27 protein-coding genes, 1 pseudogene and 1 other annotated feature are annotated in these 24682 nt (G+C 40.3%); of the genes and pseudogenes, 15 read left to right on the plus strand and 13 right to left on the minus strand.

Annotated elements, in window-relative coordinates; all coding sequences use genetic code 11:
• Nucleotides 1-6 precede the first annotated feature (6 nt).
• The 3 genes from AC0T5Z_RS05845 to AC0T5Z_RS05855 form a co-directional block, all read right to left on the minus strand.
• Nucleotides 7-507, minus strand: a complete 501-nt coding sequence (locus tag AC0T5Z_RS05845; RefSeq protein WP_265466157.1) for a chalcone isomerase family protein — start codon at nucleotides 505-507, stop codon at nucleotides 7-9.
• A complete protein-coding gene (locus AC0T5Z_RS05850; protein ID WP_265466158.1) occupies nucleotides 483-1055 on the minus strand; it encodes a nuclear transport factor 2 family protein in 573 nt (190 codons plus the stop codon). Before AC0T5Z_RS05850 ends, AC0T5Z_RS05845 begins: the two co-directional genes overlap by 25 nt.
• 113 nt (nucleotides 1056-1168) lie before the next feature.
• Nucleotides 1169-2062, minus strand: coding sequence for a LysR substrate-binding domain-containing protein (locus tag AC0T5Z_RS05855; RefSeq protein ID WP_435337538.1), 894 nt, complete (start codon nucleotides 2060-2062; stop codon nucleotides 1169-1171).
• Between the two features lie 100 nt (nucleotides 2063-2162).
• On the opposite strand from AC0T5Z_RS05855, the gene trpB reads away from it, so the two are divergent.
• Together trpB and trpA are read left to right on the plus strand one after the other, a co-directional pair.
• On the plus strand, nucleotides 2163-3374 hold the full coding sequence (trpB, locus tag AC0T5Z_RS05860; protein ID WP_435337540.1) for a tryptophan synthase subunit beta: 1212 nt from the start codon (nucleotides 2163-2165) through the stop codon (nucleotides 3372-3374).
• A complete protein-coding gene (gene trpA / locus AC0T5Z_RS05865) occupies nucleotides 3371-4156 on the plus strand; it encodes a tryptophan synthase subunit alpha (protein WP_435337541.1) in 786 nt (261 codons plus the stop codon). Before trpB ends, trpA begins: the two co-directional genes overlap by 4 nt.
• Before the next feature lie 119 nt (nucleotides 4157-4275).
• Here the strand turns inward: trpA and ribA are convergent, their stop codons facing one another.
• Entirely contained in the window at nucleotides 4276-4878 is a 603-nt protein-coding gene (ribA, locus tag AC0T5Z_RS05870; RefSeq protein WP_435337542.1) for a GTP cyclohydrolase II, read from the minus strand.
• A gap of 462 nt (nucleotides 4879-5340) precedes the next feature.
• Here ribA and AC0T5Z_RS05875 point away from each other — a divergent pair, with 462 nt between their 5' ends.
• Nucleotides 5341-5598 carry a hypothetical protein gene (locus AC0T5Z_RS05875; RefSeq protein ID WP_473786269.1) on the plus strand — a complete coding sequence of 86 codons (258 nt, stop codon included), beginning with the start codon at nucleotides 5341-5343 and terminating at the stop codon, nucleotides 5596-5598.
• A 136-nt stretch (nucleotides 5599-5734) separates the two neighbouring features.
• Here AC0T5Z_RS05875 and AC0T5Z_RS05880 read toward each other — a convergent pair whose 3' ends face one another.
• The 3 genes from AC0T5Z_RS05880 to AC0T5Z_RS05890 all read right to left on the minus strand — a co-directional run bounded on the left by AC0T5Z_RS05880 (nucleotide 5735) and on the right by AC0T5Z_RS05890 (nucleotide 7851).
• Nucleotides 5735-6019: a putative quinol monooxygenase gene (locus tag AC0T5Z_RS05880; protein ID WP_473786270.1), complete on the minus strand. Its 285-nt coding sequence runs from the start codon at nucleotides 6017-6019 to the stop codon at nucleotides 5735-5737.
• Nucleotides 6020-6039: 20 nt separating this feature from the next.
• Entirely contained in the window at nucleotides 6040-7038 is a 999-nt protein-coding gene (locus AC0T5Z_RS05885) for a zinc-binding alcohol dehydrogenase family protein (protein ID WP_435337544.1), read from the minus strand.
• 72 nt (nucleotides 7039-7110) lie between these two features.
• Nucleotides 7111-7851 (minus strand): SDR family oxidoreductase, encoded by a 741-nt coding sequence (locus AC0T5Z_RS05890; RefSeq protein WP_435337545.1) that lies wholly within the window; start codon nucleotides 7849-7851, stop codon nucleotides 7111-7113.
• Nucleotides 7852-7986: 135 nt separating this feature from the next.
• Between AC0T5Z_RS05890 and AC0T5Z_RS05895 the strand changes: the two genes are divergently transcribed.
• A complete protein-coding gene (locus AC0T5Z_RS05895) occupies nucleotides 7987-8886 on the plus strand; it encodes a LysR family transcriptional regulator (RefSeq protein ID WP_435337548.1) in 900 nt (299 codons plus the stop codon).
• Between the two features lie 50 nt (nucleotides 8887-8936).
• Here AC0T5Z_RS05895 and AC0T5Z_RS05900 read toward each other — a convergent pair whose 3' ends face one another.
• Both AC0T5Z_RS05900 and AC0T5Z_RS05905 read right to left on the minus strand, forming a co-directional pair.
• Complete coding sequence (locus AC0T5Z_RS05900) at nucleotides 8937-9953, minus strand: zinc-dependent alcohol dehydrogenase family protein (RefSeq protein ID WP_435337546.1); 1017 nt, start codon at nucleotides 9951-9953, stop codon at nucleotides 8937-8939.
• Complete coding sequence (locus AC0T5Z_RS05905) at nucleotides 9943-10938, minus strand: zinc-dependent alcohol dehydrogenase family protein (RefSeq protein ID WP_435337547.1); 996 nt, start codon at nucleotides 10936-10938, stop codon at nucleotides 9943-9945. Before AC0T5Z_RS05905 ends, AC0T5Z_RS05900 begins: the two co-directional genes overlap by 11 nt.
• A gap of 469 nt (nucleotides 10939-11407) precedes the next feature.
• Here AC0T5Z_RS05905 and AC0T5Z_RS05910 point away from each other — a divergent pair, with 469 nt between their 5' ends.
• From AC0T5Z_RS05910 to AC0T5Z_RS05925, 4 genes and pseudogenes are all read left to right on the plus strand, one after another.
• Nucleotides 11408-11683 carry a metal/formaldehyde-sensitive transcriptional repressor gene (locus AC0T5Z_RS05910; RefSeq protein WP_001133625.1) on the plus strand — a complete coding sequence of 92 codons (276 nt, stop codon included), beginning with the start codon at nucleotides 11408-11410 and terminating at the stop codon, nucleotides 11681-11683.
• A gap of 21 nt (nucleotides 11684-11704) precedes the next feature.
• Nucleotides 11705-12817, plus strand: a complete 1113-nt coding sequence (locus AC0T5Z_RS05915; RefSeq protein WP_286687124.1) for an S-(hydroxymethyl)glutathione dehydrogenase/class III alcohol dehydrogenase — start codon at nucleotides 11705-11707, stop codon at nucleotides 12815-12817.
• Nucleotides 12818-13045: 228 nt separating this feature from the next.
• A pseudogene (locus AC0T5Z_RS05920) lies at nucleotides 13046-13120 on the plus strand (S-formylglutathione hydrolase); the annotation flags it as partial.
• A gap of 50 nt (nucleotides 13121-13170) precedes the next feature.
• A protein-coding gene (locus AC0T5Z_RS05925; RefSeq protein ID WP_151826295.1) for an IS3-like element ISAba29 family transposase occupies nucleotides 13171-14390 on the plus strand; the annotation gives its coding sequence in 2 pieces (ribosomal slippage) (nucleotides 13171-13447 and nucleotides 13447-14390; 1221 coding nt in all).
• Nucleotides 13446-13562 (plus strand) — a sequence feature (AL1L pseudoknot). Its footprint overlaps the gene before it by 117 nt.
• 36 nt (nucleotides 14391-14426) lie before the next feature.
• Here AC0T5Z_RS05925 and tehB read toward each other — a convergent pair.
• Nucleotides 14427-15293 (minus strand): SAM-dependent methyltransferase TehB, encoded by an 867-nt coding sequence (tehB, locus tag AC0T5Z_RS05930; RefSeq protein ID WP_435337800.1) that lies wholly within the window; start codon nucleotides 15291-15293, stop codon nucleotides 14427-14429.
• Between the two features lie 280 nt (nucleotides 15294-15573).
• Between tehB and AC0T5Z_RS05935 the strand changes: the two genes are divergently transcribed.
• The 6 genes from AC0T5Z_RS05935 (at nucleotide 15574) to AC0T5Z_RS05960 (ending at nucleotide 19982) form a co-directional block, all read left to right on the plus strand.
• Complete coding sequence (locus AC0T5Z_RS05935; RefSeq protein WP_435337797.1) at nucleotides 15574-16200, plus strand: 2'-5' RNA ligase family protein; 627 nt, start codon at nucleotides 15574-15576, stop codon at nucleotides 16198-16200.
• Nucleotides 16197-16718, plus strand: coding sequence for a bifunctional adenosylcobinamide kinase/adenosylcobinamide-phosphate guanylyltransferase (gene cobU, locus AC0T5Z_RS05940; RefSeq protein WP_435337798.1), 522 nt, complete (start codon nucleotides 16197-16199; stop codon nucleotides 16716-16718). The genes AC0T5Z_RS05935 and cobU overlap by 4 nt, the downstream gene beginning before the upstream one ends.
• Complete coding sequence (gene cobT, locus AC0T5Z_RS05945; RefSeq protein WP_291340608.1) at nucleotides 16715-17773, plus strand: nicotinate-nucleotide--dimethylbenzimidazole phosphoribosyltransferase; 1059 nt, start codon at nucleotides 16715-16717, stop codon at nucleotides 17771-17773. Before cobU ends, cobT begins: the two co-directional genes overlap by 4 nt.
• The gene (locus AC0T5Z_RS05950) at nucleotides 17770-18378 is read left to right on the plus strand and encodes a histidine phosphatase family protein (protein ID WP_291340610.1); all 609 of its coding nucleotides are present in this window, start codon (nucleotides 17770-17772) and stop codon (nucleotides 18376-18378) included. The genes cobT and AC0T5Z_RS05950 overlap by 4 nt, the downstream gene beginning before the upstream one ends.
• A complete protein-coding gene (locus AC0T5Z_RS05955; RefSeq protein WP_435337799.1) occupies nucleotides 18375-19118 on the plus strand; it encodes an adenosylcobinamide-GDP ribazoletransferase in 744 nt (247 codons plus the stop codon). Before AC0T5Z_RS05950 ends, AC0T5Z_RS05955 begins: the two co-directional genes overlap by 4 nt.
• A 654-nt stretch (nucleotides 19119-19772) precedes the next feature.
• Nucleotides 19773-19982, plus strand: a complete 210-nt coding sequence (locus AC0T5Z_RS05960; RefSeq protein WP_291340614.1) for a hypothetical protein — start codon at nucleotides 19773-19775, stop codon at nucleotides 19980-19982.
• Nucleotides 19983-20101: 119 nt separating this feature from the next.
• Here AC0T5Z_RS05960 and bioB read toward each other — a convergent pair whose 3' ends face one another.
• Both bioB and queG read right to left on the minus strand, forming a co-directional pair.
• Nucleotides 20102-21094: a biotin synthase BioB gene (gene bioB / locus AC0T5Z_RS05965; RefSeq protein WP_473786271.1), complete on the minus strand. Its 993-nt coding sequence runs from the start codon at nucleotides 21092-21094 to the stop codon at nucleotides 20102-20104.
• 288 nt (nucleotides 21095-21382) lie between these two features.
• On the minus strand, nucleotides 21383-22483 hold the full coding sequence (gene queG / locus AC0T5Z_RS05970; protein ID WP_435336933.1) for a tRNA epoxyqueuosine(34) reductase QueG: 1101 nt from the start codon (nucleotides 22481-22483) through the stop codon (nucleotides 21383-21385).
• Nucleotides 22484-22504: 21 nt separating this feature from the next.
• Between queG and AC0T5Z_RS05975 the strand changes: the two genes are divergently transcribed.
• Nucleotides 22505-24025 (plus strand): NAD(P)H-hydrate dehydratase, encoded by a 1521-nt coding sequence (locus tag AC0T5Z_RS05975; RefSeq protein WP_435336932.1) that lies wholly within the window; start codon nucleotides 22505-22507, stop codon nucleotides 24023-24025.
• 24 nt (nucleotides 24026-24049) lie between these two features.
• On the opposite strand, the gene ruvC is transcribed toward AC0T5Z_RS05975, so the two are convergent.
• The gene (ruvC, locus tag AC0T5Z_RS05980; protein ID WP_291337683.1) at nucleotides 24050-24595 is read right to left on the minus strand and encodes a crossover junction endodeoxyribonuclease RuvC; all 546 of its coding nucleotides are present in this window, start codon (nucleotides 24593-24595) and stop codon (nucleotides 24050-24052) included.
• Nucleotides 24596-24682: the final 87 nt, after the last annotated feature.

Below are 24682 nucleotides of genomic sequence, written 5' to 3' on the forward strand. Positions count from 1 at the left end.
CGGATACTAATTTAATAATTGCTGTTTTAATTTAGCACTAAATGGCTGGGGACCAAGCCATATATTAAAATATTGCTGGGCCAGCGGATGCTGCAGCTGCCCTAAATTTTTCCGGTTGAGGGATAAACTCAGGGTTTGCGTGGCATGGCTGTATTTCAAGCGGTACAGATCACCTGATCTGACCGGACGATACAAATCGCTGATCGGATTGAAAATGGCCTGGATGTTGGGGTCTTTAACATTACGCTTGAGCAGATGTGTAGCTGCACGCTTAAATGCCCATTCAGGAATATTCTGTGTATAGGAAAAGTCCATCTGGATCGTCTGCTCTTTCCAGGATTGGCTACAGTTTTGGGCAAAATAACTGGCCATACCGACCTGTTTTTGGCCCACCATCAGCGGGCCATTGCCACATTGATTCAAGCTTTGCGCCTGCACCCATGGACTGAAGCTACATCCCATCAGTAACGTGGTACTGATGGCTATTTTTTGAAAGGCAGTAGCCATGAATAGGTCCCTCCGACATAAGGTAGGGAACGGTACAGACCATTCGCCGGGTCCCAGAAATCTTGCTGGAAAATAATCTGATGGTTTGGGTTGACCTTTATTTCACTGATTCCAAAAGAATCCATAGTTCGAATCGTGCCAAACATTTTAAAGTCATAGACCATATGCCAATGCACATAGGCAGAGTCTTGGTAATAGGAGGTATTTAATAGTTTGACATTCACGTTACTGACACGCTTGTTCATCCCTTGAAAATGTTGGAGTAGATTTTGACGTGATGAAAATTGCGACAGAGTATCGTTAATAAAAAGCTGATCTGCATACAGTGCTCCAGCATTTTCAACGAATTTAGGTGTGCCCAAGGTATTAAATGCCGAAGTGAAGCGGGTACCGATTTCTAGTGCTTTTGCATCATCTAAGGGTATTCCCTGAATACTCGCTCTGGCATTTGCATAATCAGAGGAATAACGAGGAACACTTTTACATCCTGACAGGAAAAGCACTGGTAAGGATAAGGCAATTGCCATTAACGTTTTGACTTGATTCATATTCACTGTCCATCTTCACAGTTTATCTCCGCACTTTAGAGAGGCTAAAGTGAACAGAATGTGAAGATAGATACTAAAGACAGTACATTGAATAGAATTTTGGTGATCAAGGATTAAATTTCTCTTTCCCTTTTTTTCTCAGCTATTAACCAATCAATGATATTCATAACATCAGGATTTTCGTTATTTTTTCTGACCATTGCATAAAAATTATAGTCACAATAGATAAAACCAAAAGGGGCAATGACCCTTCCATTTAATATTTCTTTTTCTACTAAAATTTGAGGTGCTATCGCAATTCCTAACCCAGACACAGCAGCTTCTATCATTAAATTGAGACTATCAAAATAACGATCATTCGCTTTTGGGGAAAAGTTAATTTTAGACTGATCAAACCATGTATGCCATGCACTTTTATTTGAGTGGGTATGAAGTAATGGATAATTTAAAAGATCATTTTTTGTATGAAGAGGATTTATTTCACGATTACAAACAGGCCCCATGTTATCGGGAAATAAAAGATATTTATTCAAAAAGTTGGGAAGTATATGATTTTCACTGATGCTATTGATAAATATGTCAACTTTCTCTTTTTCTAACAATTTTAAGTCATTACATGTCATTAATTTGATATGGATATTGGGGTAAATGACTTCGAGTTTTTCTAATCGGGAAATCAGCCAATTTGCCATAAAACTATGGGAAGCGCCTATTACCACCTCTACCTCTGATGTTTTATTTGTTAACTCAAAGACACATTGTTCTAAACGATTAAAAAATTGCGTACAAACGAGCGATAATTCTTCTGCATCCGTTGTCTGAGAAATGGTCGAGGAATGTCGAATAAACAATTTTTTATCTAACCATTCTTCTAACTGCTTTATTTGATGACTAATCGCACTATGGGTGACACACAATTCTTCCGCAGCTAAGCTAAAACTTTTATTTCTAGCAACTGCTTCAAATGATTTTAAAGCATTAAGGGGAGGGAGTGTTCTGCGTTTCATGTTGTAAAATTTTCTAACATCATCAGCTCAAAATATATCAATTATCAGAAAAATGAAAATATTTTAAGATGAAAAAAATGGATACAGCAAGAGATATGAGATGACAACCCCTTATACAGGTAATGGTCCTGATGACTTGGGATTTTTTGGTAAATTTGGCGGATGTTATATGCCAGAAAGCTTAATGCCTGCACTTCAAGAATTAGAGCAAGCCTTTAATATTGTTCGGCATAAACCTGAATTTTGGGCTGAATATCAGCAAATTTTAACGGATTTTGTTGGTCGCCCTAGTCCTCTTTTCTATGCAAAAAACTTAACAGCTTATGCGGGAGGTGCTCGAATCTATCTCAAGCGGGAAGATTTGAACCATACGGGTGCGCATAAGATCAATAATTGTGTTGGGCAAATCTTATTAGCCAAATTTATGGGGAAAACCAGAATCATTGCAGAAACGGGTGCTGGACAACATGGTGTTGCTACAGCAACGATTTGCGCGCTTTTTAAGATGAAATGTACCATTTTTATGGGAGAAACAGATATTCAGCGGCAACAAATGAATGTTGAACGCATGAAATTACTCGGTGCTGAAGTCAGAAGTGTTCAAAAAGGTCGTGGGACTTTAAAAGATGCGATGAACGAAGCATTACGTGACTGGATTCGTCATGTGGATACAACCTATTACCTGTTGGGTACTGGCGCAGGCCCTCACCCATATCCGACGATGGTCAGAGAATTTCAGAAAATTATTGGTCTAGAAGCCAGAAACCAAATACTGCTCAAAGAAAATAAATTGCCGGATGCTTTGGTTGCTTGCGTTGGTGGTGGATCAAATGCATTAGGGTTGATGCATCCCTTTCTAGAAGACCTGAATGTCAAAATGTTTGGCGTTGAGGCAGGTGGAAAAGGAACACATACTGGTGAACATGCCGCCTCTATTTGCAAAGGTCAAGTCGGTGTGCTACATGGCAATTTAACCTATTTATTACAAGATTTAGATGGGCAGATTTTAGAGGGGCACTCTATATCAGCCGGCTTAGATTATCCTGGTATTGGTCCTGAGCATGGCATTCTGTTTGAAACAGGACGTGTGACATATACGGCTATAACCGATCAAGAAGCCGTAAATGCATTTCAGCTTTTAAGCCAACAGGAGGGTATTATTCCTGCGCTTGAGAGTTCTCATGCAATTGCGTATGCGATTCAACTTGCTCAAGAAATGCAGCCAGAACAGATTATTATTGTCAATTTAAGCGGCAGAGGTGACAAAGACTTAAACACGGTCAAAAAATATCTTACAGGAGCTACAGCATGAACCGTCTAGATCAAAAATTAGAGCAATTGAAACTGGAAAATCGAAGCGGTCTGGTCTGTTATTTTACTGCTGGAGATCCTAATTTTGCAGAAAGTTGTCGTCTGTTGAGTCAATTAGGTCAAGCTGGGGCTGACATTATTGAAGTTGGCATTCCTTTTTCAGATCCAGTGGCAGATGGAGAGATCATTCAGGCAGCACATCTTAGAGCATTACGTGCAGGTCAAACGGTAAAACAGACCATTGAGTTGGTAAAAGCAATCAGGCTGCATGATGACAAGACACCAATAATTTTTATGACTTATTTAAATCCGATTATGCAATATGGTTTCGAAACACTTGTCGCCGAAACAGAAAATCTTATAGATGGAATATTGATTTTAGATGCTCCATATGGATATCGAGAAAACTTTGAAGTGCAATTAAATGAAAAAAATATGCATTTAATTGCAATGACAGCGCCGACTACCCCAGTTGAAAGGTTAGAGCAAATCTCAGCGCGCGCGACAGGTTTTTTATATCATGTTGCAGAAAATGGCTTAACAGGGGGGCATTTAAATCTAGCCAATATTGAGAAAAAGATTGCTGAAATCAAGCCTATTTTTAATATTCCAGTTGCAATTGGCTTTGGGATCAAAAATGAAAGTCATGTTAAAGCATTAGCCAATAAAGCAGATCTTATTGTTATCGGTTCAGCACTTGTCGATACTTTTTTTAATAAGGGAATGAACGCGACTTTAGAAAAAGTGACGGTTTTTTCACAGATACTGAGAGAAAATAAATAATATCCTTTTTTTAATCAGTATATTTAAAGTTAATTTATCAAGAACCATATGTGATAAAACCCTCTCCCGTAAGGGAGATGGAACTTTGTATGTGGATTTTTTCTGAAAGTGATCACTTTTTAGAAATCACTCTTATCATACAGATGTGACATGCGTTTTTGTTTTGTTTCTAGATAATTCTTATTAAAGCTATTTAAGCCAACTTTTAAAGGAATACGTTCAACAACATTAATTCCTAAATCAGTTAAAGATTTAATTTTAAGTGGATTATTTGTAATGAGTTTTACATTCTTTATTTTTAAATAATCTAACATAATGGTACACATGTCATATTTACGAGCGTCTGCTGGTAAATTTAATAATAAATTGGCGTCAAGAGTATCATGTCCTTGGTCTTGAAGTGCGTAGGCCCGAATTTTATTGGTTAGTCCTATGCCACGGCCTTCTTGGCGCAGGTATAAAATAACACCTTGACCTGCATCATGAATCATCTTCATAGTTGAGTGTAATTGTGGACCACAATCACATTTGAGTGAAGCAAAAGCGTCACCTGTTAAGCATTCCGAATGAATTCTGACAAGTACAGGTTGATTTGGAGCGGCATTCATCCCTTTAGCAAGAGCGATATGTTCTTCACCAGTACTTTGATCTTGAAATGCTATAATTTCAAAATCGCCAAATGCAGTAGGTAACTTTGATTTGGAAACAAATTCTATAGCCACGGAAGAATACACCTATATAAATTTATATTTGATACAATTTACTTAATCTATTTTAAAAGCATCGGCCGAATTTTTTGCAGTTATAAATTTCAGCGTTTTACTTCCAATTAAAGAGTATGTATCTGATAGTGAATTTTATGTGAAATGTTATTTAGAGTATGTGATTGGTGTTCTACTTTGTTGTAAAAACACTCAAAAGCTGAAGCTTGCCTAAAACATCAATATTGAAGATAAGCTGGTTTTTTTCTAGTAAATTGAATTTATTTAATTTATTAAAGAAGTTGATAAAAGTAGGGTTGACTGATTTTAAATGCATTGATCAAATTTTATTTGATCGCTGTGATTTTAAGGGGGGGATTACCAGATAGCTAGATCATTACCCAATTTCAATTTATGTCGTAATTTGTTAATCTTAATTTCAGATAAAAATCAAGGGGACAATTGATGTCGAGAAAAATAATAATGACTACAAATGAAAGGCGTCTTCAAGCTCTAAATCAAATGCGTGCTAGTTACAGAGGTGAGCAACTTTTAAGGCAAGATAGAATTAAACTCATTCAACATGGTGCAGTTGTTCAATCGCACGAAATTTCTATCAATGACAGTGATCATACTCAGTGTGATGATTTAGCAATAGAAATTGATGAATGTGACATGTTAAAACAAACTGCTGAGACTATGTATGCGACTACAGGTGATACAATTTGGTTAAGTTTTTAATACCTTAAAGGTTATGATATTATTTTAATGAGAGAAGCTCAGAGTATCTTGAGGAAGTCCTCGACAGTTACCATTTTTTATTGTGCCTGTCAGGTTAAATTTGAGCTAAATACTTCATCATAACGTCCGAATACAGCTATATTTTTTTGATTTCTACAATATCACTTGATTCAATGAGCGATTGGATATTACCAAATAAACTTTGAATATAATCAGACGCTATATGGATATCTAAATCCTCTCTGCTACGCCATTCTTCTAAGAAGAAATATCTACTCGAGTCATTTTCGCTAATATAAAGCTCATATTTCAAGCATCCTTCTTCGTTAAGCGTAGGCTCTATTACACTTTTTAAAAGCGCTTTTAACGTCTCTTTTTGATCTGATTTTGCCTTAAAGTTCGCAATTACTGAAATAGTCATTATTTCACCTTTAATTTGTTTTAGAAGTTTTCTAGTACAATTTTGCCTTTTGACTTGCCTGATTCAAGCAACTTATGCGCCTTCTCCAAGTTTGCAGCGTTAATATTGCCTAGATTTTGGTTAAGCGTACTTCTAATTTTTTGCTGGTCAACTAATTGTGCAACCTGTTGCAACAGTTCACCTTGCTTTTCGATATCATCGGTTTCAAACATTGAACGGGTGAACATCAACTCCCAATGGATAGAAATAGATTTAGTCTTAAACGGCATAATATCAAATGTTTGTGGATCATCGATCAATCCAAGCTTGCCTTGTGGTGCAATCAGAGAAACTATTTGCTTGATATAGGTTTCTGTATGATTTGTAGAGAATACATACTTTGGTTTTTCAATGCCTAGTGTCTCGATTTGTGCATTTAAATCTTTACTATGATCAATGACATGGTCGGCACCAAGTGATTCCACCCAAGATTTCGTTTCTTCACGTGAAGCAGTTGCTATAACGGTCAGATTTGTTTTTGCTTTTAGGAGTTGGATAGCGATTGATCCTACACCGCCTGCACCACCAATAATTAAAATACTGCCAACTTCTGTTTCTGAAATTTGAAACCGATCAAACAGCATTTCCCATGCGGTTATTGCAGTTAATGGCAATGCTGCTGCTTCTGCATTAGATACTGTAATGGGTTTAAGACTGATAATTCGTTCATCGACTGCTTGAAACTCAGCATTACTACCATCTCGGGTTAAATCGCCAGCATACCAAACAGAATCTCCTACTTTAAACGAGGTAACTTTTGAGCCAACTTCAATAATTTCCCCAACGGCATCCCAACCTAAAATACGATTATTTGCTTCAGACGAATTTTTTCTCACTTTGGTATCAACTGGATTCACAGAGATTGCCTGAACTTTTACCAGTACATCACGCTCCTTAAGCGTAGGCTTCGCTTTTTCAATATCTACCAATGAGTTTTTAAAATCATCATGGTTATTGATAACATATGATACGGCTTTCATAGATTTGTCCTTAACTTTAAAAAATATAGTAAAAATGGGAGCGAGGTGCTCCCATTTTTTGTTATTCAATCATTAAAACTCTTGGCTCGTTGGGCGCAAAACAATTTCATTAATATCTACATCCGCAGGCTGCTCAATTGCATAAGCAATTGCACGAGCGACTGAGTCAGCTGGTATGGCTTGTTTGTAGAAATCGGTAACAAACTCTGAACTTTCTTTATGAGAAGAACCAAATTTTAGTTCTGACTCAACTGCACCAGGCTCAATAGTCGTCGTTCTAATTGTTCCCCCAACTTCATGACGAAGTCCTTCAGAGATGGCTCTTACAGCAAACTTAGTACCGCTATAAACAGTACCTCCTGGACTAAATACTTTTATCCCTGCAACAGATGCGAGATTAATAAAGTGTCCAAAGTTTTGTTTTTGGAAAACAGGTAGGGTAGCTGCTATACCATAAAGAACACCTTTAATATTAATGTCGATCATACGATCCCATTCATCAACTTTTAGTTCACTTAATGGTGCAATAGACATTAATCCAGCATTGTTTACCAATACATCGATTTGACCAAATGCGCTTAATGCCTTTTCAATAAGTGCTTGTACTTCATGTGGTTTGGTTATATCCATAACAATAAATTCAGCTTGACCACCTTCAGCACGAATGTCGTGAACAATAGCCTCTAATTTTTCAGTACGTCTAGCACCAAGTACAACCTTTGCACCTTTTTTAGCAAGTAAGCGAGCAGTAGCTTCACCTAAACCACTACTTGCACCAGTGATAACAATAACTTTATTTTCTATATTATTCATACAAGTGCCCTTCAACCTATCTGTCAATCATATTTGATGGATTAAGTATTACAGCCTTGATAGGTATAATAAATGAATAATATTATCTTTCAGAATTCCTATTTACGGAATAATTACCAGACCACAGGATTGGACATGCAGAACAAATTGGAAATGATGCGTATCTTTTGTGTCGCAGCAGAGTCTCGAAATTTTAAAGAGGCAGCCACTCAGCTGGGGATTTCCCCGCAGGTAGTAACACGGGCAATAAAGGAGCTAGAAGAGCAGCGCGGAGAGATTCTGTTCTACAGGAGTACTCGACAAATTAAAATTACTGCTGATGGTGAGCGTTTGGCAAAGCAAGCACGTTTTGCGGTGGGATCGATTGATGCTTTGTTTGTAAAAGACACCAAGGAAAAACGAGATGAAATGCGTGGGACTGTCCGTCTTACTGTGTCGTCTGTGTTAGGGCGTAAATTGGTAGTACCTGCACTAGCAGAATTTGCCACACGTTATCCAGATATTGTCGTGGATTGTGTGCTAACAGATTCACACTCGGATGTGATCGATGAGCGGATAGATATCGGGATCAGATTTGGATTTTTGCCGGACAATCGATATGTGGCAAGGGAATTGGCTAAAGTGAACTTTTATTCTGTGGGTACGCCAGAGTTAATTGATAAGGTTGGAATGCCTAAAAAAATTATTGACCTTGATAAATACCCTCTAACAGCACTATTCGATCATAAAACAGGGCGTTACTGGCCATGGACATTCACCGAAAGTCGAAGCTTCACGCCATCAAAGCCTCGTTTTATTACAGATGATCTAGAAGCTGAATTTCAAGCTATTCTCGCTGGAGTTGGATTCGGACACATGCCTGGATTTCTAGTTTTGCCGTGGCTTAGGAGTGGTAAGCTCATTCAGATACTTCATGAGGAAACCTCTCCCGTTTGGCGCCTGTATTTATATCGTCCACAGCGGGGCCCGACACCTTTGCGAATCCGAGCATTGTTTGATTACTTAGTGGAAGTGCTGGACCATATAGAAACTTGAATCAGATGTAACTAACCTCTTTTCTAGAAAGTAGAAATCAGATAAGACCATCATGTATTCAGAGTAACTACAATTTTTCCTATTTGCTGATTTGATTCAAGATAGCGCTGAGCGTCATGCATGTCCTCAAAGTTAAAGCAACAGTCGATCACTGGGCGAAGATATCCTGCACCTATACTGCTAAGAATAAATCGTCTGGCTTGCTCCCTTAGAACAGGGTCATGCAGAACCTCGAGGAACAAAAAACCTCGCATGGTTAAGCTCTTGCGTAATGCAACTTTAAGGGGAAATGGTGTGATCTCCGGGCTAAGTGCACCATGCATAACCATAGTTCCTCCCACAGACATCGCTTTTGCAATCTGTTCAATATGTGGCCCTCCTACAGCATCGAAGGCGACATCAAGATGTTCTCCACCTAAACGTAAAACAAGTGCCTCATACAAATCTGGTTCATCTTCACTGGCTATAACATTTTTAACACCGAGATCCAGTAAACGTTGCTTTTTCTCTATCGTCTGTGTACTTGCAATGACCTTAGCACCCGCTGCTTCAGCGATCTGTATCGCAGCTAGTCCTACACTACTTGAAGCTGCTGTAATCAAGATCGTTTTTCCTTTCGAAACTCCACCAGCATGGATTACACCACCCCAAGCCGTCAAATACTGCATCCAGATTGAAGAAGCTTCTTCCCAGCTTAAACTATCGGGTTTGTGAACTAAAAAAGTTTCTGGAATCAGAAGCTTGTCCGCATATGTCCCATATTTGGCTAGATTGTCAGTCGGAAGAATCGATACGGCATCGCCTGGAGAAAATTGGCGTACACCTTCACCTATCGCAAGAACTATGCCTGCTCCCTCGTATCCCAGACGAGAAGGGAATACTGCCTTTTGAATATAATTACCACGCCGAAACATTACATCAGCCCGGTTGAGTCCGATCGTTTTCATCTGGATTAGAACTTCTCCTGCGGCTGGTAAAGCCACAGGAAGTGTTTCTAATGTCAGAACATCTGTATCTCCAATACTATTGAAGCGCCAAGTCTTGGCCTGAAGTGCGTTAAATGACATCAATCACGACCTTAATATTGGCAGAGCGATCTTGAACAGCATCATGAGCCTCAATCGCTTGGTCTAGAGTAAAATGACGAGGATCAACAATAGGACGCAGTTTACCTTCCTCAACGAGACGAGTCGCGATCTTAAGGACATCACCATGATGAGCACGGCGATTGCCTGTTAACATCGGCATTAGGACGAATACGCCAGACACTGTGGCACACCGTAGAGATGAGCTCGCTAAATTATGATGACCAAATGCAGCACAGCTGGTAATGTGGCCATAGTGAGTTGTCATGGAAAGTGAAGCTTCGAGTACTGGACCACCCACAGTGTCGTAAACAATGTTAAAACCTTGACCCTCAGGGCTTGCAGCAATAATGTCATCGGAAGATGCTGTTGTGTAATCGAGAGGTGTTGCACCGAGTTCTGAAATCAGTGATTGATCAGCTGTACGACCAGTCGCCCAAACATTTGCATCAAGTGCTTTTGCAAGCTGAACCACCATATAACCAACGCCACCAGCACCACCCTGAACCAGTACAGTTTGCCCTGGTTGGACCTTCGCATTATCCACTAAACCTTCCCAAGCGGTGAGGAACGTCAATGGTAGTACTGCTGCCTCGCGCATAGAGATATTCCGTGGCTTTAATGCGATCAGATCAGCATCTGCTACAACATATTCTGCTAAAGATCCTTGAAGATTACGAACGCCACCAATCAGACCGTAAACTTCATCTCCGACGTTGAAGTGAGTGACACCTTCACCAACAGCAGTGACAACCCCAGCCATATCTGTTCCCAACACGGCAGGAAGCTCTGGCATAGCATATAGTGCTTCACCAAGACGAATTTTATAATCAATAGGGTTTACCCCACTAGCATGAATACGTACCAGAACTTGCCCAGCCTCAGGGTGAGGTATAGGGAGTTCTACACGTGTAAATTCATGATCACCAAAATTTTCTAAGATAAGCGCATTCATCATCTTATTCATAGTTATTCCTTATTCTTAAGCGGGGGATGACATGCACAGTACCAAAGTAAATTAATCCAATAAATGATATTTATAGGATTTAATAATTCCTAAATAATGAATAATAAATATCATCCGCTCACTAAAAATATTCTAGTACAGTCTGTAAAGGCAGTTTAATCTAAACTGTCGGTAGTATTTTCAAGGCTTGAAACGTTCAAAATATCTACAAAGTGGCTAAAATTTGAAACATAATTCTAAAAGGTCACAGCATTACAAAGAACATGAGACAAAATAAAAAATGGGAGCTAAAAGTCCCATTTTTTTTTGTGACTTTCGCATAAGCTCTATGATGTTAATTTAAAAAAACTAAAAACAGGGATAGAAAATTTTCGCTAAAGACCTTTTTGATTTTTCGATTTATAAAAAATATTGCTTTTTTTATACTATGGGGTACTATAGTATAAAAGCTAGCAAATAAGGAGGTCTGATGCCTAATCAGGTTGAAGACAAAAAAAAGATTCTTCTACGCGTCAGAAGGATCAAAGGTCAGACGCAAGCGATTGAAAAAGCGTTAGAAGACAATGTGGAATGTGGTGCAATTCTGCAACAAATATGCTCTGTGCGTGGTGCTATTAATGGTTTAATGAATGAAATGCTGGAGGTTCATTTAAAGGACACTTTAGTATCAGGTGAAACCACAGAACAACAACGAAAAGAAGAATTGGCTGAAATCGCCAAGATTCTAAAATCATATTTAAAATAGATCTGTATAAGGAGTTATTCCATGAAGTCACGTGCTGCTGTTGCGTTTGGTCCTGGTCAACCTCTTCAAATTGTTGAAGTTGATGTTGCACCACCGAAGAAAGGTGAAGTATTAATCAAGATTTCCCATACTGGTGTGTGTCATACTGACGCATTTACTTTATCTGGCGATGATCCTGAAGGTGTTTTTCCTGCTATTCTCGGGCATGAAGGTGCTGGTGTTGTAGTTGAGGTTGGTGAAGGCGTGACTAGCGTCAAACCAGGTGATCACGTCATTCCACTTTACACTGCTGAATGTGGCGAGTGCCTATTCTGTAAATCTGGAAAATCGAACTTGTGTATTTCCGTTCGCGAAACTCAAGGTAGAGGTGTAATGCCGGATGGTACCACTCGTTTTTCCTACAATGGTCAACCGATTTACCACTATATGGGCTGCTCAACGTTCAGTGAATATACGGTAGTGGCAGAAGTATCATTGGCTAAAATCAATCCTGAAGCCAATCACGAACATGTCTGCTTACTGGGTTGTGGGGTAACAACGGGTATCGGTGCAGTACACAACACGGCTAAAGTACAAGAAGGTGATAGTGTTGCGGTCTTTGGTTTAGGTGGTATTGGTCTGGCAGTCGTACAAGCCGCACGTCAAGCTAAAGCAGGGCGTATTATTGTGGTTGACACGAATCCAGATAAATTTGCGCTGGCAAAAGAGTTTGGTGCAACGGACTTCTTAAACCCTAAAGACTACGATAAACCAATCCAGCAAGTCATTGTTGAAATGACTGGTTGGGGTGTAGATCATTCATTTGAATGTATTGGCAACGTGAATGTGATGCGTGCAGCCCTTGAAAGTGCACACCGTGGCTGGGGACAATCCGTAATTATTGGTGTAGCTGGCGCAGGTCAGGAAATCTCTACCCGTCCATTCCAACTGGTTACTGGTCGTAAATGGTTAGGTTCTGCTTTTGGTGGCGTAAAAGGTCGCACGCAACTTCCAGGAATGGTTGAAGATGCCATGAAAGGTAAAATTCAATTAGAACCATTTGTGACACATACGATGGGCTTGGATCAGATCAATGAAGCCTTTGATCTAATGCATGAAGGTAAGTCAATTCGTACTGTAATTCATTACGATTAATTGCGTCAGACCTTATAGTTTTCCATGCATGTGCATCATGATTGATATGCATGGAATCCTCTAAAACGGCACATTATCTGTAAAACCGATCTATCTGTGTAGGCATCGTGTATAGGTTCAACCAACCAGCCTACATTTTAAATCTTAATCACTATTCTCTGTGGAGAATGTCAGACTCTTTGTTTACTCGATTTCTCATGAAATCTTGCTCAACATAGGTAATTGATTATGGAAATAATTGAGAAACATGCTTCTTTTGGTGGATCGCAAGAAGTGTATCGCCATCAGTCAACAGCATTAAACTGAACCGTACCAGGTTTGTCGGAGACTCAATATTCTGAGAGACTATTCCGATGAAAAAACCAAACTATACCCCCGAAATTAGAGAAAGAGCGGTTCAATTACTAATTGAATCTGAAAAAGATTATCCTTCTACTTGGGCAGCAATCACAGCTATTGCTCCTAAAATCGGTTGTACTCCTGAAACATTGCGTGTTTGGTATTTAAAGCATATGGATCAACTAAATCCTGCCAAAGTACAACAGATATCTGACCAAGAAAAAATGAAGCAAATGGAACGTGAAATTAAAGAATTAAAGCGTGCCAATGAAATTCTACGCAAAGCAGCCGCTTTTTTCGCCCAGGCGGAGCTCGACCGCCCACACAAATAATGGTGGATTTTATCCAGAACAATAAAGATCGATATGGTGTTGAAGCGATTTGTAGAATTTTACCGATTGCAGCTTCGACCTATTATCGGGCTTTAGATCTCGTTGATAACCCAGAACATCGAGCGAAACGTGCTCTGCATGATTTACATCATGCAGAGCAAATCAAACGTATTTGGAAAGAAAGTTTAGGTCGATATGGTGTGCGTAAGGTCTGGCAACAATTGAAACGTGAAGGTTATGTTATCGCACGTTGTACAGTTGCTCGATTGATGCAGAAGCTAGGTATACAAGGTGTTTGGCGTGGTAAGAATAAACAAACCACCCGTAGCCGAGATGATCAAAAACGAGCAGATGACTTAGTAAAACGCAATTTTAATGCAGATCATCCTGACCAGCTGTGGGTCGCTGACTTCACGTATATTCAAACTCATTCAGGCTGGGTCTACACCGCATTTATTATTGATGTGTTCTCGCGAACAATTGTTGGATGGAAAGTATCAACACGGATGAATACAGATATGGTACTTGATGCACTGGAGCAAGCATTGCATGATCGAGGCATGCCAAAGAATGTGATTCATCATTCCGACAGAGGTGTGCAATATCTTTCCATTCGCTATACCAATCGTTTAGAAGCAGCAAATTTACGAGCATCAGTCGGTACAACGGGTGATTCATACGATAATGCTCTGGCTGAAACGGTGAATGGCTTATACAAAACAGAGGTGATTGAATATTTAAAAGCAGATTGGCAAGGTTTAGCGGATGTACAACTTGCGACATTAAATTGGGTAGATTGGTTCAACAAAAAGCGTGTACACAGTGCACTGGGTTATGTATCGCCTTTTGAGTTTGAAGCAATGTACTATGATAAGATTAATCCGTTAGGTCAGGTGGCCTAACTTAAATAAAAAAGTCTCCGATAAACCCGGTACGGTTCACTTCTTCCTCGCCAATAATGTCGCAAAACGCTGTTTAATTCGATTACCATCTGCATCCGTACGGTGCAATTCACCGACATTTTCATTGTATTTCACAATATCCCAATCAGCATAATAAGCACTTAACTCACCCGCTTTAAAACTAAAAGGGAAGTCCTGTTGCACAGGGTAATCTTCAGTATCCATGGCGCAAACAATTAAGTTAAAGCCTAGAGGTTTGGTCGCTTGCTGCATATGCTGAATAAGGAGAGGGATAGTTTCAGGCGCCAAAAACATCATTACTACTATACAGTTGATGAAGTCATATTCACCAGTAATAGTGGCATCCTGATTGAAATCCCGAACAGCAGTTTGAATAGATGAAATCTGTTCTGCAGCAATAATTTCATTTAATTTTTGGATACTCACTGGGTTCACATCCCAAGCATCCACTTGAAAACCATTTTGGCTCAAATACAATGCATTTCGGCCTGTACCACAGCCAACATCCAAAGCTTTACCCACGTTCAACTGCGGAAGCGCCTCTAAAATTTCAGAATGTGTTGGGCTTAATTTGTATTTTTTAACAAAATAATCTTTAGGCAAACAATAAAAACTGAGTTGACATTCAATATCATCACTGGCAGATACAATTTTATGCCAAGCTTTAGGTTCAATAAAAGGTGGTTGATTTTCCACAGAAAAAATATGCTCAGATTGTACTTCGCCAGATTCTTGCAGCATCGAAAAATGCAATTCGCCTTTTAAAATAGTCAATTTTGCCCATGTGCCGACTTGGGTATTGTGTTGTTTTTTGAACCCTTGTGGAATTGAGTCATAATTCCAAATTGGAAGTTGCTTATAACAGATCAATTCTTGTTGCATCATAAACTCCAGTTGAGCCAATTCTGATGAGGTAAAACTTCATATTGATTCGGGTCTTATATAGATGGATAAATATCATCCACATCTCAGCATAACATTGCAGACCTGTTTCAGCTATCTTCTGAATTTTATTCATCTCATTAAAACTAAAATTATTTAAACAACGTAGATGGCTAAAAATACCAAACTGAAAAAATATTCACAATAAATTGCATGATTTTCATGTCTATTCAGTTGTGAATGTTTTACCATAAGCCGTTTAAATTCATTGAATTATTCCGTGTTTATTCAAGCCAATCAGTACGTTATTCCAACACAGCAGCATGATTATCCTGAATGGCATCGTGGGCGTGAGCGTTATGCACTTTGGTACTTGACTGTTCAAAATCTAGCTTTAGAGCGCTATTTACAACAATTAAAACAGCAATTTTCAGACGTGTTATTTCGCCCAAATACACGTCAGTTTCATATCACTTTATATATTTGTGGATTTTATGCAGCAAAAAAATATTGGGAAGATGACTTTCTCGAATCACAGTTTCAACAACAAGTTCAGGCCTTACGGCAGATGCAAATCAAGCCTTTTCAACTAAAAGTGGGCGGCATTAATAGCTTTGATAGTGCTTTATTTGTAAAGGTGCGGGACCAATCACAGCAACTGGCACACATACGTCAGGCACTTGGCGTTGGCGGGGCTGAAATCGCAGCCTTGCAGTATCATCCACATATTACTTTGGGCTTATATCAAACAGCGTGTTCAACCAATCTGATTTTGCAGTGTATTCAAAATCTCCCTGTGCAATATTTCGATTTAGATATCCATCATTTAAATTTTGGTTATTATCAGTCACACACTTTACAAGGTGAGCTATTTAGCACACATCAATTTCCTTTGGAGCAAATGTGATTCAATTTATTTTGGGTGGTGCACGTTCGGGTAAAAGCCGTTTGGCTGAACAAATCGCGCAGCAACTTGGTAAAACTGTCATTTATGTAGCAACCGCGCAAGCGGGCGATGCAGAAATGCAGGCGCGGATTCAGCATCATCGACAACAGCGTCCGAAGACTTGGCAGTTGTGCGAAGAGCCTTTGTATTTAGCGCAGCAATTAAAGGTGTTGGATCATCCTAATGCGGTGATTTTAGTGGATTGCTTAACCTTGTGGATGAGTAATCTATTGATGCAATCTGCAGATAACTTTGCCGAACAACAAATTTCAGCATTGCTCGATGTTTTAACTCACTTACAAGCCGATATTATTTTAGTGAGTAATGAAACAGGCTTGGGTGTTGTCCCTATGGGCGAAATAACCCGAAAATTTGTCGATGAAACAGGGCGATTACATCAACAATTGGGGGAAATTGCAGACAAAGTCCAGTTTTGCGTGGCAGGTTTTCCAATGCTTTTAAAAGGAGAGAATCAATGAACTGGTGGTTTGCAGCGTGTCAAAAGCCGAACGAACACACTAAACAGCAGGCAATTGCACGTCAACTTCATTTGACCAAACCCACAGGTTCATTGGCAGCATTGGAAAATATTGCGATTCAACTAGCGGCTTTGCAAGGGACAACGCAGCCGAATATTGAACGTCCGTGGATTTGTATTTTCGCGGGCGATCATGGCGTGATGGAGGAAAATATTTCTGCCTATCCACAAGCGGTGACTCGGCAAATGCTAAAAAATTTTGCCACGGGTGGTGCTTGTATCAGCGTTATCGCCCGACAATATCAGGCGCACTTGCAAGTGGTTGATTGCGGAACGGTTGGGGTCGCCTACGAATATGCAGGAGTCGAACGGCATTGTATTCGTGCAGGCACAGCGAATTTTGTCAAAGCCCGTGCCATGACTGAACAAGAATGTGCCGATGCCATGGCACTTGGACGTCAAAGTGTGGAAGATGCCATCGCACAGCAGGCCTCGATTTATGTCGCAGGTGAAATGGGCATCGGAAATACCTGTTCGGCATCAGCTTTATCTTGCTTTTTATTACAAGAATCTGCTGAAGCCTTGACTGGAGTAGGTACAGGAATTGACACTGCGCAATTGCAACATAAAAAACAGGTGATTGATGCTGCTTTAGCTCTGCATCAAAATTATGTACAACATGATGCTTTTAAAGCTTTATGTGCAGTGGGTGGATTGGAAATCGCTGCAATGGTAGGTGCGTATATTCGCTGTGCACAGTTGGGCTTGCCGATGGTGGTCGATGGTTTTATCAGCAGTGCTGCTGCATTGGTTGCCGTGCGTTTAAATCCTCAAGTCCGTGAATGGATGTTATTTGGGCATCAATCGGCTGAATTTGGACATCGTCGTTTATTAGAAGCATTAGATGCACAAGCCTTACTACATCTAAATTTACGTTTGGGTGAGGGGAGTGGTGCGGGAGCTGCATTGGGCATCATCCAACTGGCCTGCACCTTGCATAATCAAATGGCGACTTTTGCTGAAGCTGCGGTTATAGGTGAGAAAGTATCTTCATGATCATGCTGGATCTGTTAAGACATGGCGAAACTGAGTTGGGGCATACTTTGCGCGGTTCAACCGATGATGCTTTGACTGTAAAAGGTTGGCAAGATATGCAGCAGACTTTAAACACGGCAATATCTACAGGGCAACGATGGGATACGGTGGCGAGTTCACCTTTACAGCGTTGCGTCCACGTTGCACAGTCCTTTGCTCAAGCACAACAATTACCACTGTATATTGATGCACAATTTCAGGAAATGCATTTTGGTGAATGGGAAGCAATTTCCACCCAAGTTTTATATGAACAATACCCTGAAGATTTAGCTAAATTTTGGATGACACCGACCCAGTTTGCTCCACCACAAGCAGAATCTTTGCTCAATTTTCAGCACCGCGTTTTGCAAGGGTTGAGCGATCTAAACCAATATTTACAACAACTCGAGCAACCACAACCTAAACGTGTGTTGTTGGTCACGCATGGCGGGGTAATTAAACTGCTCAAAGTATTGGCGCAGAAACACCCCTTAGATGATATTTTAACAATGTCTGCAGCGTTGGGTCAATTGAGTTCATTCCAATTACATCCCAATGGCAAGATTGGTATGCAGGGGCAAACATGACGCCTTTTTGGATCGCCTTACAATTCCTGAGTACTTTCCCTGTTTCTTTAAAACAGATGCCAACTGCAGTGCAAAATGCACAATCACTGCTGTTTTATCCGCTCATCGGCATATTAATTGGGGCTGTGCTTTGGGGAATGGCGCATCTGTTGCAATTCCTGCCCTTGGTACTCAGTAGTAGCTTAATTTTAGTGCTTTGGATTTGGCTAACAGGCGGTTTACATTTAGATGGACTGGCGGATACTGCCGATGCGTGGGTCGGCGGTTTTGGCGATCCTGAACGTAGCTTAGACATCATGAAAGACCCAAGCAGCGGCCCGATTGGGGTATTGAGCTTACTGATCTGCTGCTTATTAAAATGGTCTACGCTATATGTATTGCTTGAGCAACAGTATTTAGCATTTTTGCTATTTGTACCCGTATTAGGACGATTAAGTGCTTTGATTTTGTTTTTAAGCACGCCTTATTTGCGAGCCAGCGGTTTAGGCACTTCTATTCAGGTGCATTTACCCAAAACAAGCGCAAAAATTGTGATTGCATTAACCTTGTTTGGTATGGTGCTTTGGGGATGGATGGGCTTGTTGGCTGTTTTGACTTTTATTCTCAGTATTTTGTATTTACGACATAAATTTATGCAACGTTTGGGCGGAATTACAGGCGATACGATTGGTGCGAGTATTGAAATAACAGAAAGCATGATGTTATTGGCTATTGCAATTCTTTGGTTTTTTTTACATTAGCTTTTAAGTATTTTTTTTCAACCCTGTTGAAAATTGGAATAGTGTAAGCGAATGAATTTTAATTAATTTATGTGCCTAATTTCAGTAAGTAGATGAATTTGTCATTTGTCGGAAAGTTCCTAAATTAGATTTGCTATTTTCTTAAAGTATGATAATAGTAGTTTATGTCAATCAGCCTTGATGGCATTTGTATCTCAGGATGAGATTACAAACTTGATGTATAAATATCAAAAGGAATGTCATTTATGATCAAACTGTTAAAGCAAATTTTCTGTATCCATATTTATGAATATGACGCAATGGATGAAATCGGGGCGCATTTAGAGTGTCGTAAGTGTGGGGATTCTAAGACACAATAATGTTAAGTATTGAATCTGTATTAAAATCGAGTGAGTCTTTATGGCTCACTGTTTTATTTTAGGCTGTAACAGTCTGAATATTTTGCTTAACCTTGCCTGTAAGTATCGATTAGACTAAATTTATTCATTTTCAAAACTATATATCAATCCCGCAGCTTTTGTTGGAGATATTCTTCATCCTGTACTAAGTTTGGTTTATCCAGGCCTGATTAAATTTTCTATCCTCTGCCTACTTTATCTCACAAAGTATTCTGCTTAAAATCTTGTAACCAGAAATATTGAACTGATCCTATCTATGACCAAAAACTTTCAAGAAAAAACGTATATTGTAGATGACAATCTGACAGATACTTTGACTTGGTTGCTGCATCATCAGGACTGTTATGATCGGTTTTATTATGATGCGATTCAGCAACAACTGACGGTTGAACATGCCAACGGGATAGATATCATTAAAGCAGGACAGTATTTGAATGCCAATTACGGAATTTTAATCACCTCTTAAAAGCATTGATGAACAGACTTATTTTGCTGCATAGAGATGAAATGCAACACAAAAAAACAAAGTCCCTTGATGGGACTTTGTATATTTGGATGGAAGCCAAGTACTTGAACCCAAGAACTTTAAGCCACAGCCATAGCATCTACCGACAATTCCGAAACCGTTGGCTTGGCACGTTCAGGAACTAAGCCTAATTTTTGGAACAATTGTTTGTCTTTGCCTTCGCCTGCGTTTGGTGTCGTTAAAAGCTTTTCACCTGAGAATAATGAGTTCGCACCTGCCATAAATGCGAGTGCCTGATCTGAGTCAGATAACGATTCACGCCCTGCAGATAAACGAATATAACTGTTTGGCATAATAATACGTGCCACTGCAATGGTACGAATCCACTCAATCACATCTAATTTTTCGACTTCAGCCAGTGGTGTGCCTTCAATTGGAACTAACATATTGATTGGCACAGATTCAGGGTGTAACGGTAAAGTTGCCAATTCATGCAATAAACCAATACGGTCTTGAGTGTCTTCACCTAAACCGACAATACCGCCACTGCACACTTTCATACCTGTTTGACGCACAATATCCAAAGTATTTAAACGATCGTCAAAGCTGCGGGTACTGATGACATTGGGATAATATTCACGCGACGTGTCTAGGTTGTGGTTGTAATAATCTAAGCCTGCCTCTTTTAAACGTTCTGCCTGAGATTGGTTTAACATCCCCAAAGTCATACAAGTTTCTAAGCCGAGTGCTTTGACTTCACGCACCATTTCTAAAACATACGGCATATCGCGTTCATGCGGGTTGCGCCATGCAGCACCCATACAAAAACGTGAAGAACCTGATGCTAAGGCTTCTTTAGCCTCCTGAATGACTTTATCCACTGCAATACGTTTTTCAGCTTCAAGCTGTGAATCATAATGCGCAGACTGCGAGCAATATTTGCAGTCTTCAGGGCATTTACCTGTTTTAATCGACAATAAGGTACTGACTTGTACGGTATTGGCAGCAAAATGTTGGCGATGCACGCGCTGTGCTTCAAAGACTAAATCCAGAAAAGGCTGTTCATATAACTGCTGAATTTCTTCTCGAGTCCAATCATTGCGTACTGACATAAGTAAAAGTCCATCATCCCTATTATTCATAGTCTGTATCATACACAAATTGTTTGAATCAGAAAGGCATAATCTCCCAATTTCATGGCAAATATCCCATAGAATGGAAACAAAATCATGCAGTCGATTTAGTCGCAAACTTAAGCAATTTTACTGCTGTTTCGCTGCAAAATTTATTTTTATGGATTTTTATTTTGTAATGAATTGGTCACTAAAATTCAGTTAATTTCATAAATTGGCAAGTAACCTGCAGTCAAAATATCGCACTATTTTGGGTGTTATTTTTGTTTAAAATTTAGGCTGTTTAAGCAATTGTTCCTGAATTGCCCAATCAATATGGATTTGCACAATTTCATCATGCTGTACTCGCATTTGCTGCAAAGTTTGCAAAATCTGTGCTGAAAATGGGGCATTTCCAAGCCCGATTGCAATATTACGCATAAAACTTTGATAGCCTGTACGACGCAATGGACTACCTTCAGTTTTGGCTAAAAACGTACTTTCATCCCATTGCCATAAATCTAGTAAGCTGACCTGATCTAAGGCATGTCGAGGGTGAAAATCCTCCACCGTGGTGACTTGGGCAAAGCTATTCCACGGGCAAATCAGTTGGCAATCATCACAACCAAACACCCGATTACCAATGCCACGACGTAACTCTTCAGGAATGATACCCTGATATTCAATGGTCAAATAAGCGATACATTTACGCGCATCCAACATATAAGGTTCAACAATGGCCTGCGTTGGACAAATGTCGATGCAGGCTGTGCAAGAACCGCAATGCGATGTTGCAGGTGCATCAAAAGGTAAATCTAGTGAAGTAAACAGCTCACCCAATACAAAAAAAGACCCAGATTTTTGATGAATCAGTAAGGTGTGTTTGCCTGTCCAACCCATGCCTGCACTTTCTGCCAACGACTTTTCAAAAATCGGGGCAGAGTCAGCAAAGGGGCGTGATTCAAACTCTCCTACTTTTTCACGAATCCGAGTCGCAAGGGTTTTTAGGCGTCCGCGCAAGACTTTATGATAATCACGTCCACGTGCATAACGGGCAATAATGGCAGAATTAGGCGCATCGGGAATATGTCTTGGACGTGGTGTTTCCACCAAATAATTCATCCGCACACAAATAATACTTTTGGTATTCGGGACTAACAGTGTAGGGTTGGCACGTTTGTCTAAATTTTCTTCCAGAAACTTCATATCGCCATGATAGCCACGTTTTAAATATTCCTGAAAACGTGCTAATTCTGCTTGAGCATCTGGTTTGGCAATGACACAATCAGCAAAACCAAGCGCCAAAGCTTGCGCTTTAATCCACGCTTTCAAGGCGACTGGATCGTCTTGATACAGAGAAATTTGTGCTGAAGTGGTGGATGTTGCCATAACAAAATAGAGGGTAAGAAAATGCCGCAGCAAGTGTACCATAGCCCTGTTTATCATAGCCAAAGTATTCAAGCGTGGGAGCAACGCTGGTTTGCTCGCCAAAACAGTTCTTACGGTTTAATGCAGCAAGTGGCGTGGACACTGTATTTACAACTTCGCAAAATTTTTGCGGCACAGCCATCTACCATACAAAAAATTGCCGTGTGTTGTGGACAAGGTAATAACGCGGGTGATGGTTATTTAACTGCAAAATATTTAAAACAAGCAGGTTTTCAAGTCGATATTTATGCTACAACGCGCGGTACATCGGCAGATTTACATCAAGCTTTTTTAGAAGCCGAGGCAGAGCAAGTCAATATAATGCAAGGTTTTGCATTCCCACAAAACTATGACTGCTACATTGATGCATTATTTGGTATTGGTTTAGATCGTCCTTTAAATGATGAGTGGCAGTCGATTATTCACGCAATTAATCAACAAGCGGGTTTAAAAATTGCGGTCGATATTCCAAGCGGCTTAAATGCTAATACAGGTCAGCCATTGCCATGCGCGATTAAAGCGGATTACACCTTTACAGCCTTAGGTTTGAAAGCAGGCCTATTTACTGGGCAAGCACAAGAGTACACGGGTCTGGTCGATGTACTAGATTTGATTCCTGCCGATGCAGAACTCAAAGCTTTGGCACAACTCACTCCAACGACGATTCAACTACCCGCACGGCAGGCTTTTGGGCACAAAGGCAGTTATGGGCATGTGTTGATTGTGGGTGGACATGCACAAATGGGGGGCGCTGTAATGATGGCTGCAGAAGCCGCATCGAGCGCAGGTGCGGGGAAAGTAACGGTGGTGTGTCATGCCAGACATCAAGTGGCGATTTTAAGCCGTGCGCCAAATTTAATGTTGCGGGATATAGATACACTGACAGACGCAGAAATTCAACACCTGATCTCACAAGTCGATGCGGTGAGTTTAGGGATGGGACTAGGACGAGATGCTTGGGCAGAACAGCATTATGCAGACTGGTTTGCTGCACTCAATCAGTCCGAGGTAGAAGTAGTTTACGATGCCGATGCCTTATGGTTTATGGCGAAGCAAGCGCACTTATCGAATCATCCAGCTCAACTAAAACCGAACAGTTATGCTACACCACATTCAGGTGAGGCTGCGACCTTGCTGAATACTACGGTGGCAGCCATTGAAGCGGATCGTATTGCTGCGATTCAGCAATTGCAGCAACGCTATGCAGGTGAATGGGTGTTAAAAGGTTCAGGTAGTTTGACTTTGCAGGCTGGATCAACCGTACCGCAAGCAAGTTCATTATGGATTTGTACAGCAGGCAATCCGGGCATGGGGACAGGTGGTATGGGCGATGTGTTGGCAGGTGTGATCGCCAGTTTAAAAGCCCAGTTTCACCATCAAGTTCAATTACATGAAATTGTCATGTTACATGCCTTGGCAGGGGATATGTTGGCAGAACAAGGCATGCGCGGTTTGCAGGCACAGCACATGAGCCAAGCGATTTATAAGGTTGTAAATCAGTAAAATATAAGCGATGACGACGCTGATTTAGCGACGTCTGGAATTTGAGCGACTACGTCCACGTGCCATACCGCCCAAGGCATTGAGCACAGCTAATTTGGTCATGCTACCCGATGCGTGAGCATGACAAATTGCAGCAGCCAAAGCATCGGCAGCATCTTGTTGTGGTTTGATGGATAGATTTAATAATTTCATGACCATCATTTGTACTTGTTCTTTATCGGCAGCGCCATAACCCACGACAGATTGTTTAATTTGGCGTGCGGTATATTCCGCCACTTGTAAATCTAAATTCACCAAAGCGGCAATCGCTGCACCACGTGCCTGTCCCAATTTCAGCGCGGAGTCTGGGTTTTGCGCCATAAACACTTGTTCAACTGCAGCTTCAGTCGGACCGTGAAATTTCACAATCCGTTCAATCCCTGCAAAAATTCGTTTTAAGCGTTCAGGCATTTCACTGGTTTCGGTGCGAATGGTTCCTGCATCTACAAAACGTAATTTAGCACCATCACGTTCAATAATGCCGTAGCCCGTTAGACGAGAACCAGGGTCGATTCCAATAATAAGTGACATGCCAAGCCTTAAAAATTATATCAAGTTGAATTATAGGAGTTTAAATCTCTTTTGTGTGGAGTAATTTCAAAACATTTGGTCAGTAAG

The organism is Acinetobacter pengchengensis, assembly GCF_982235305.1.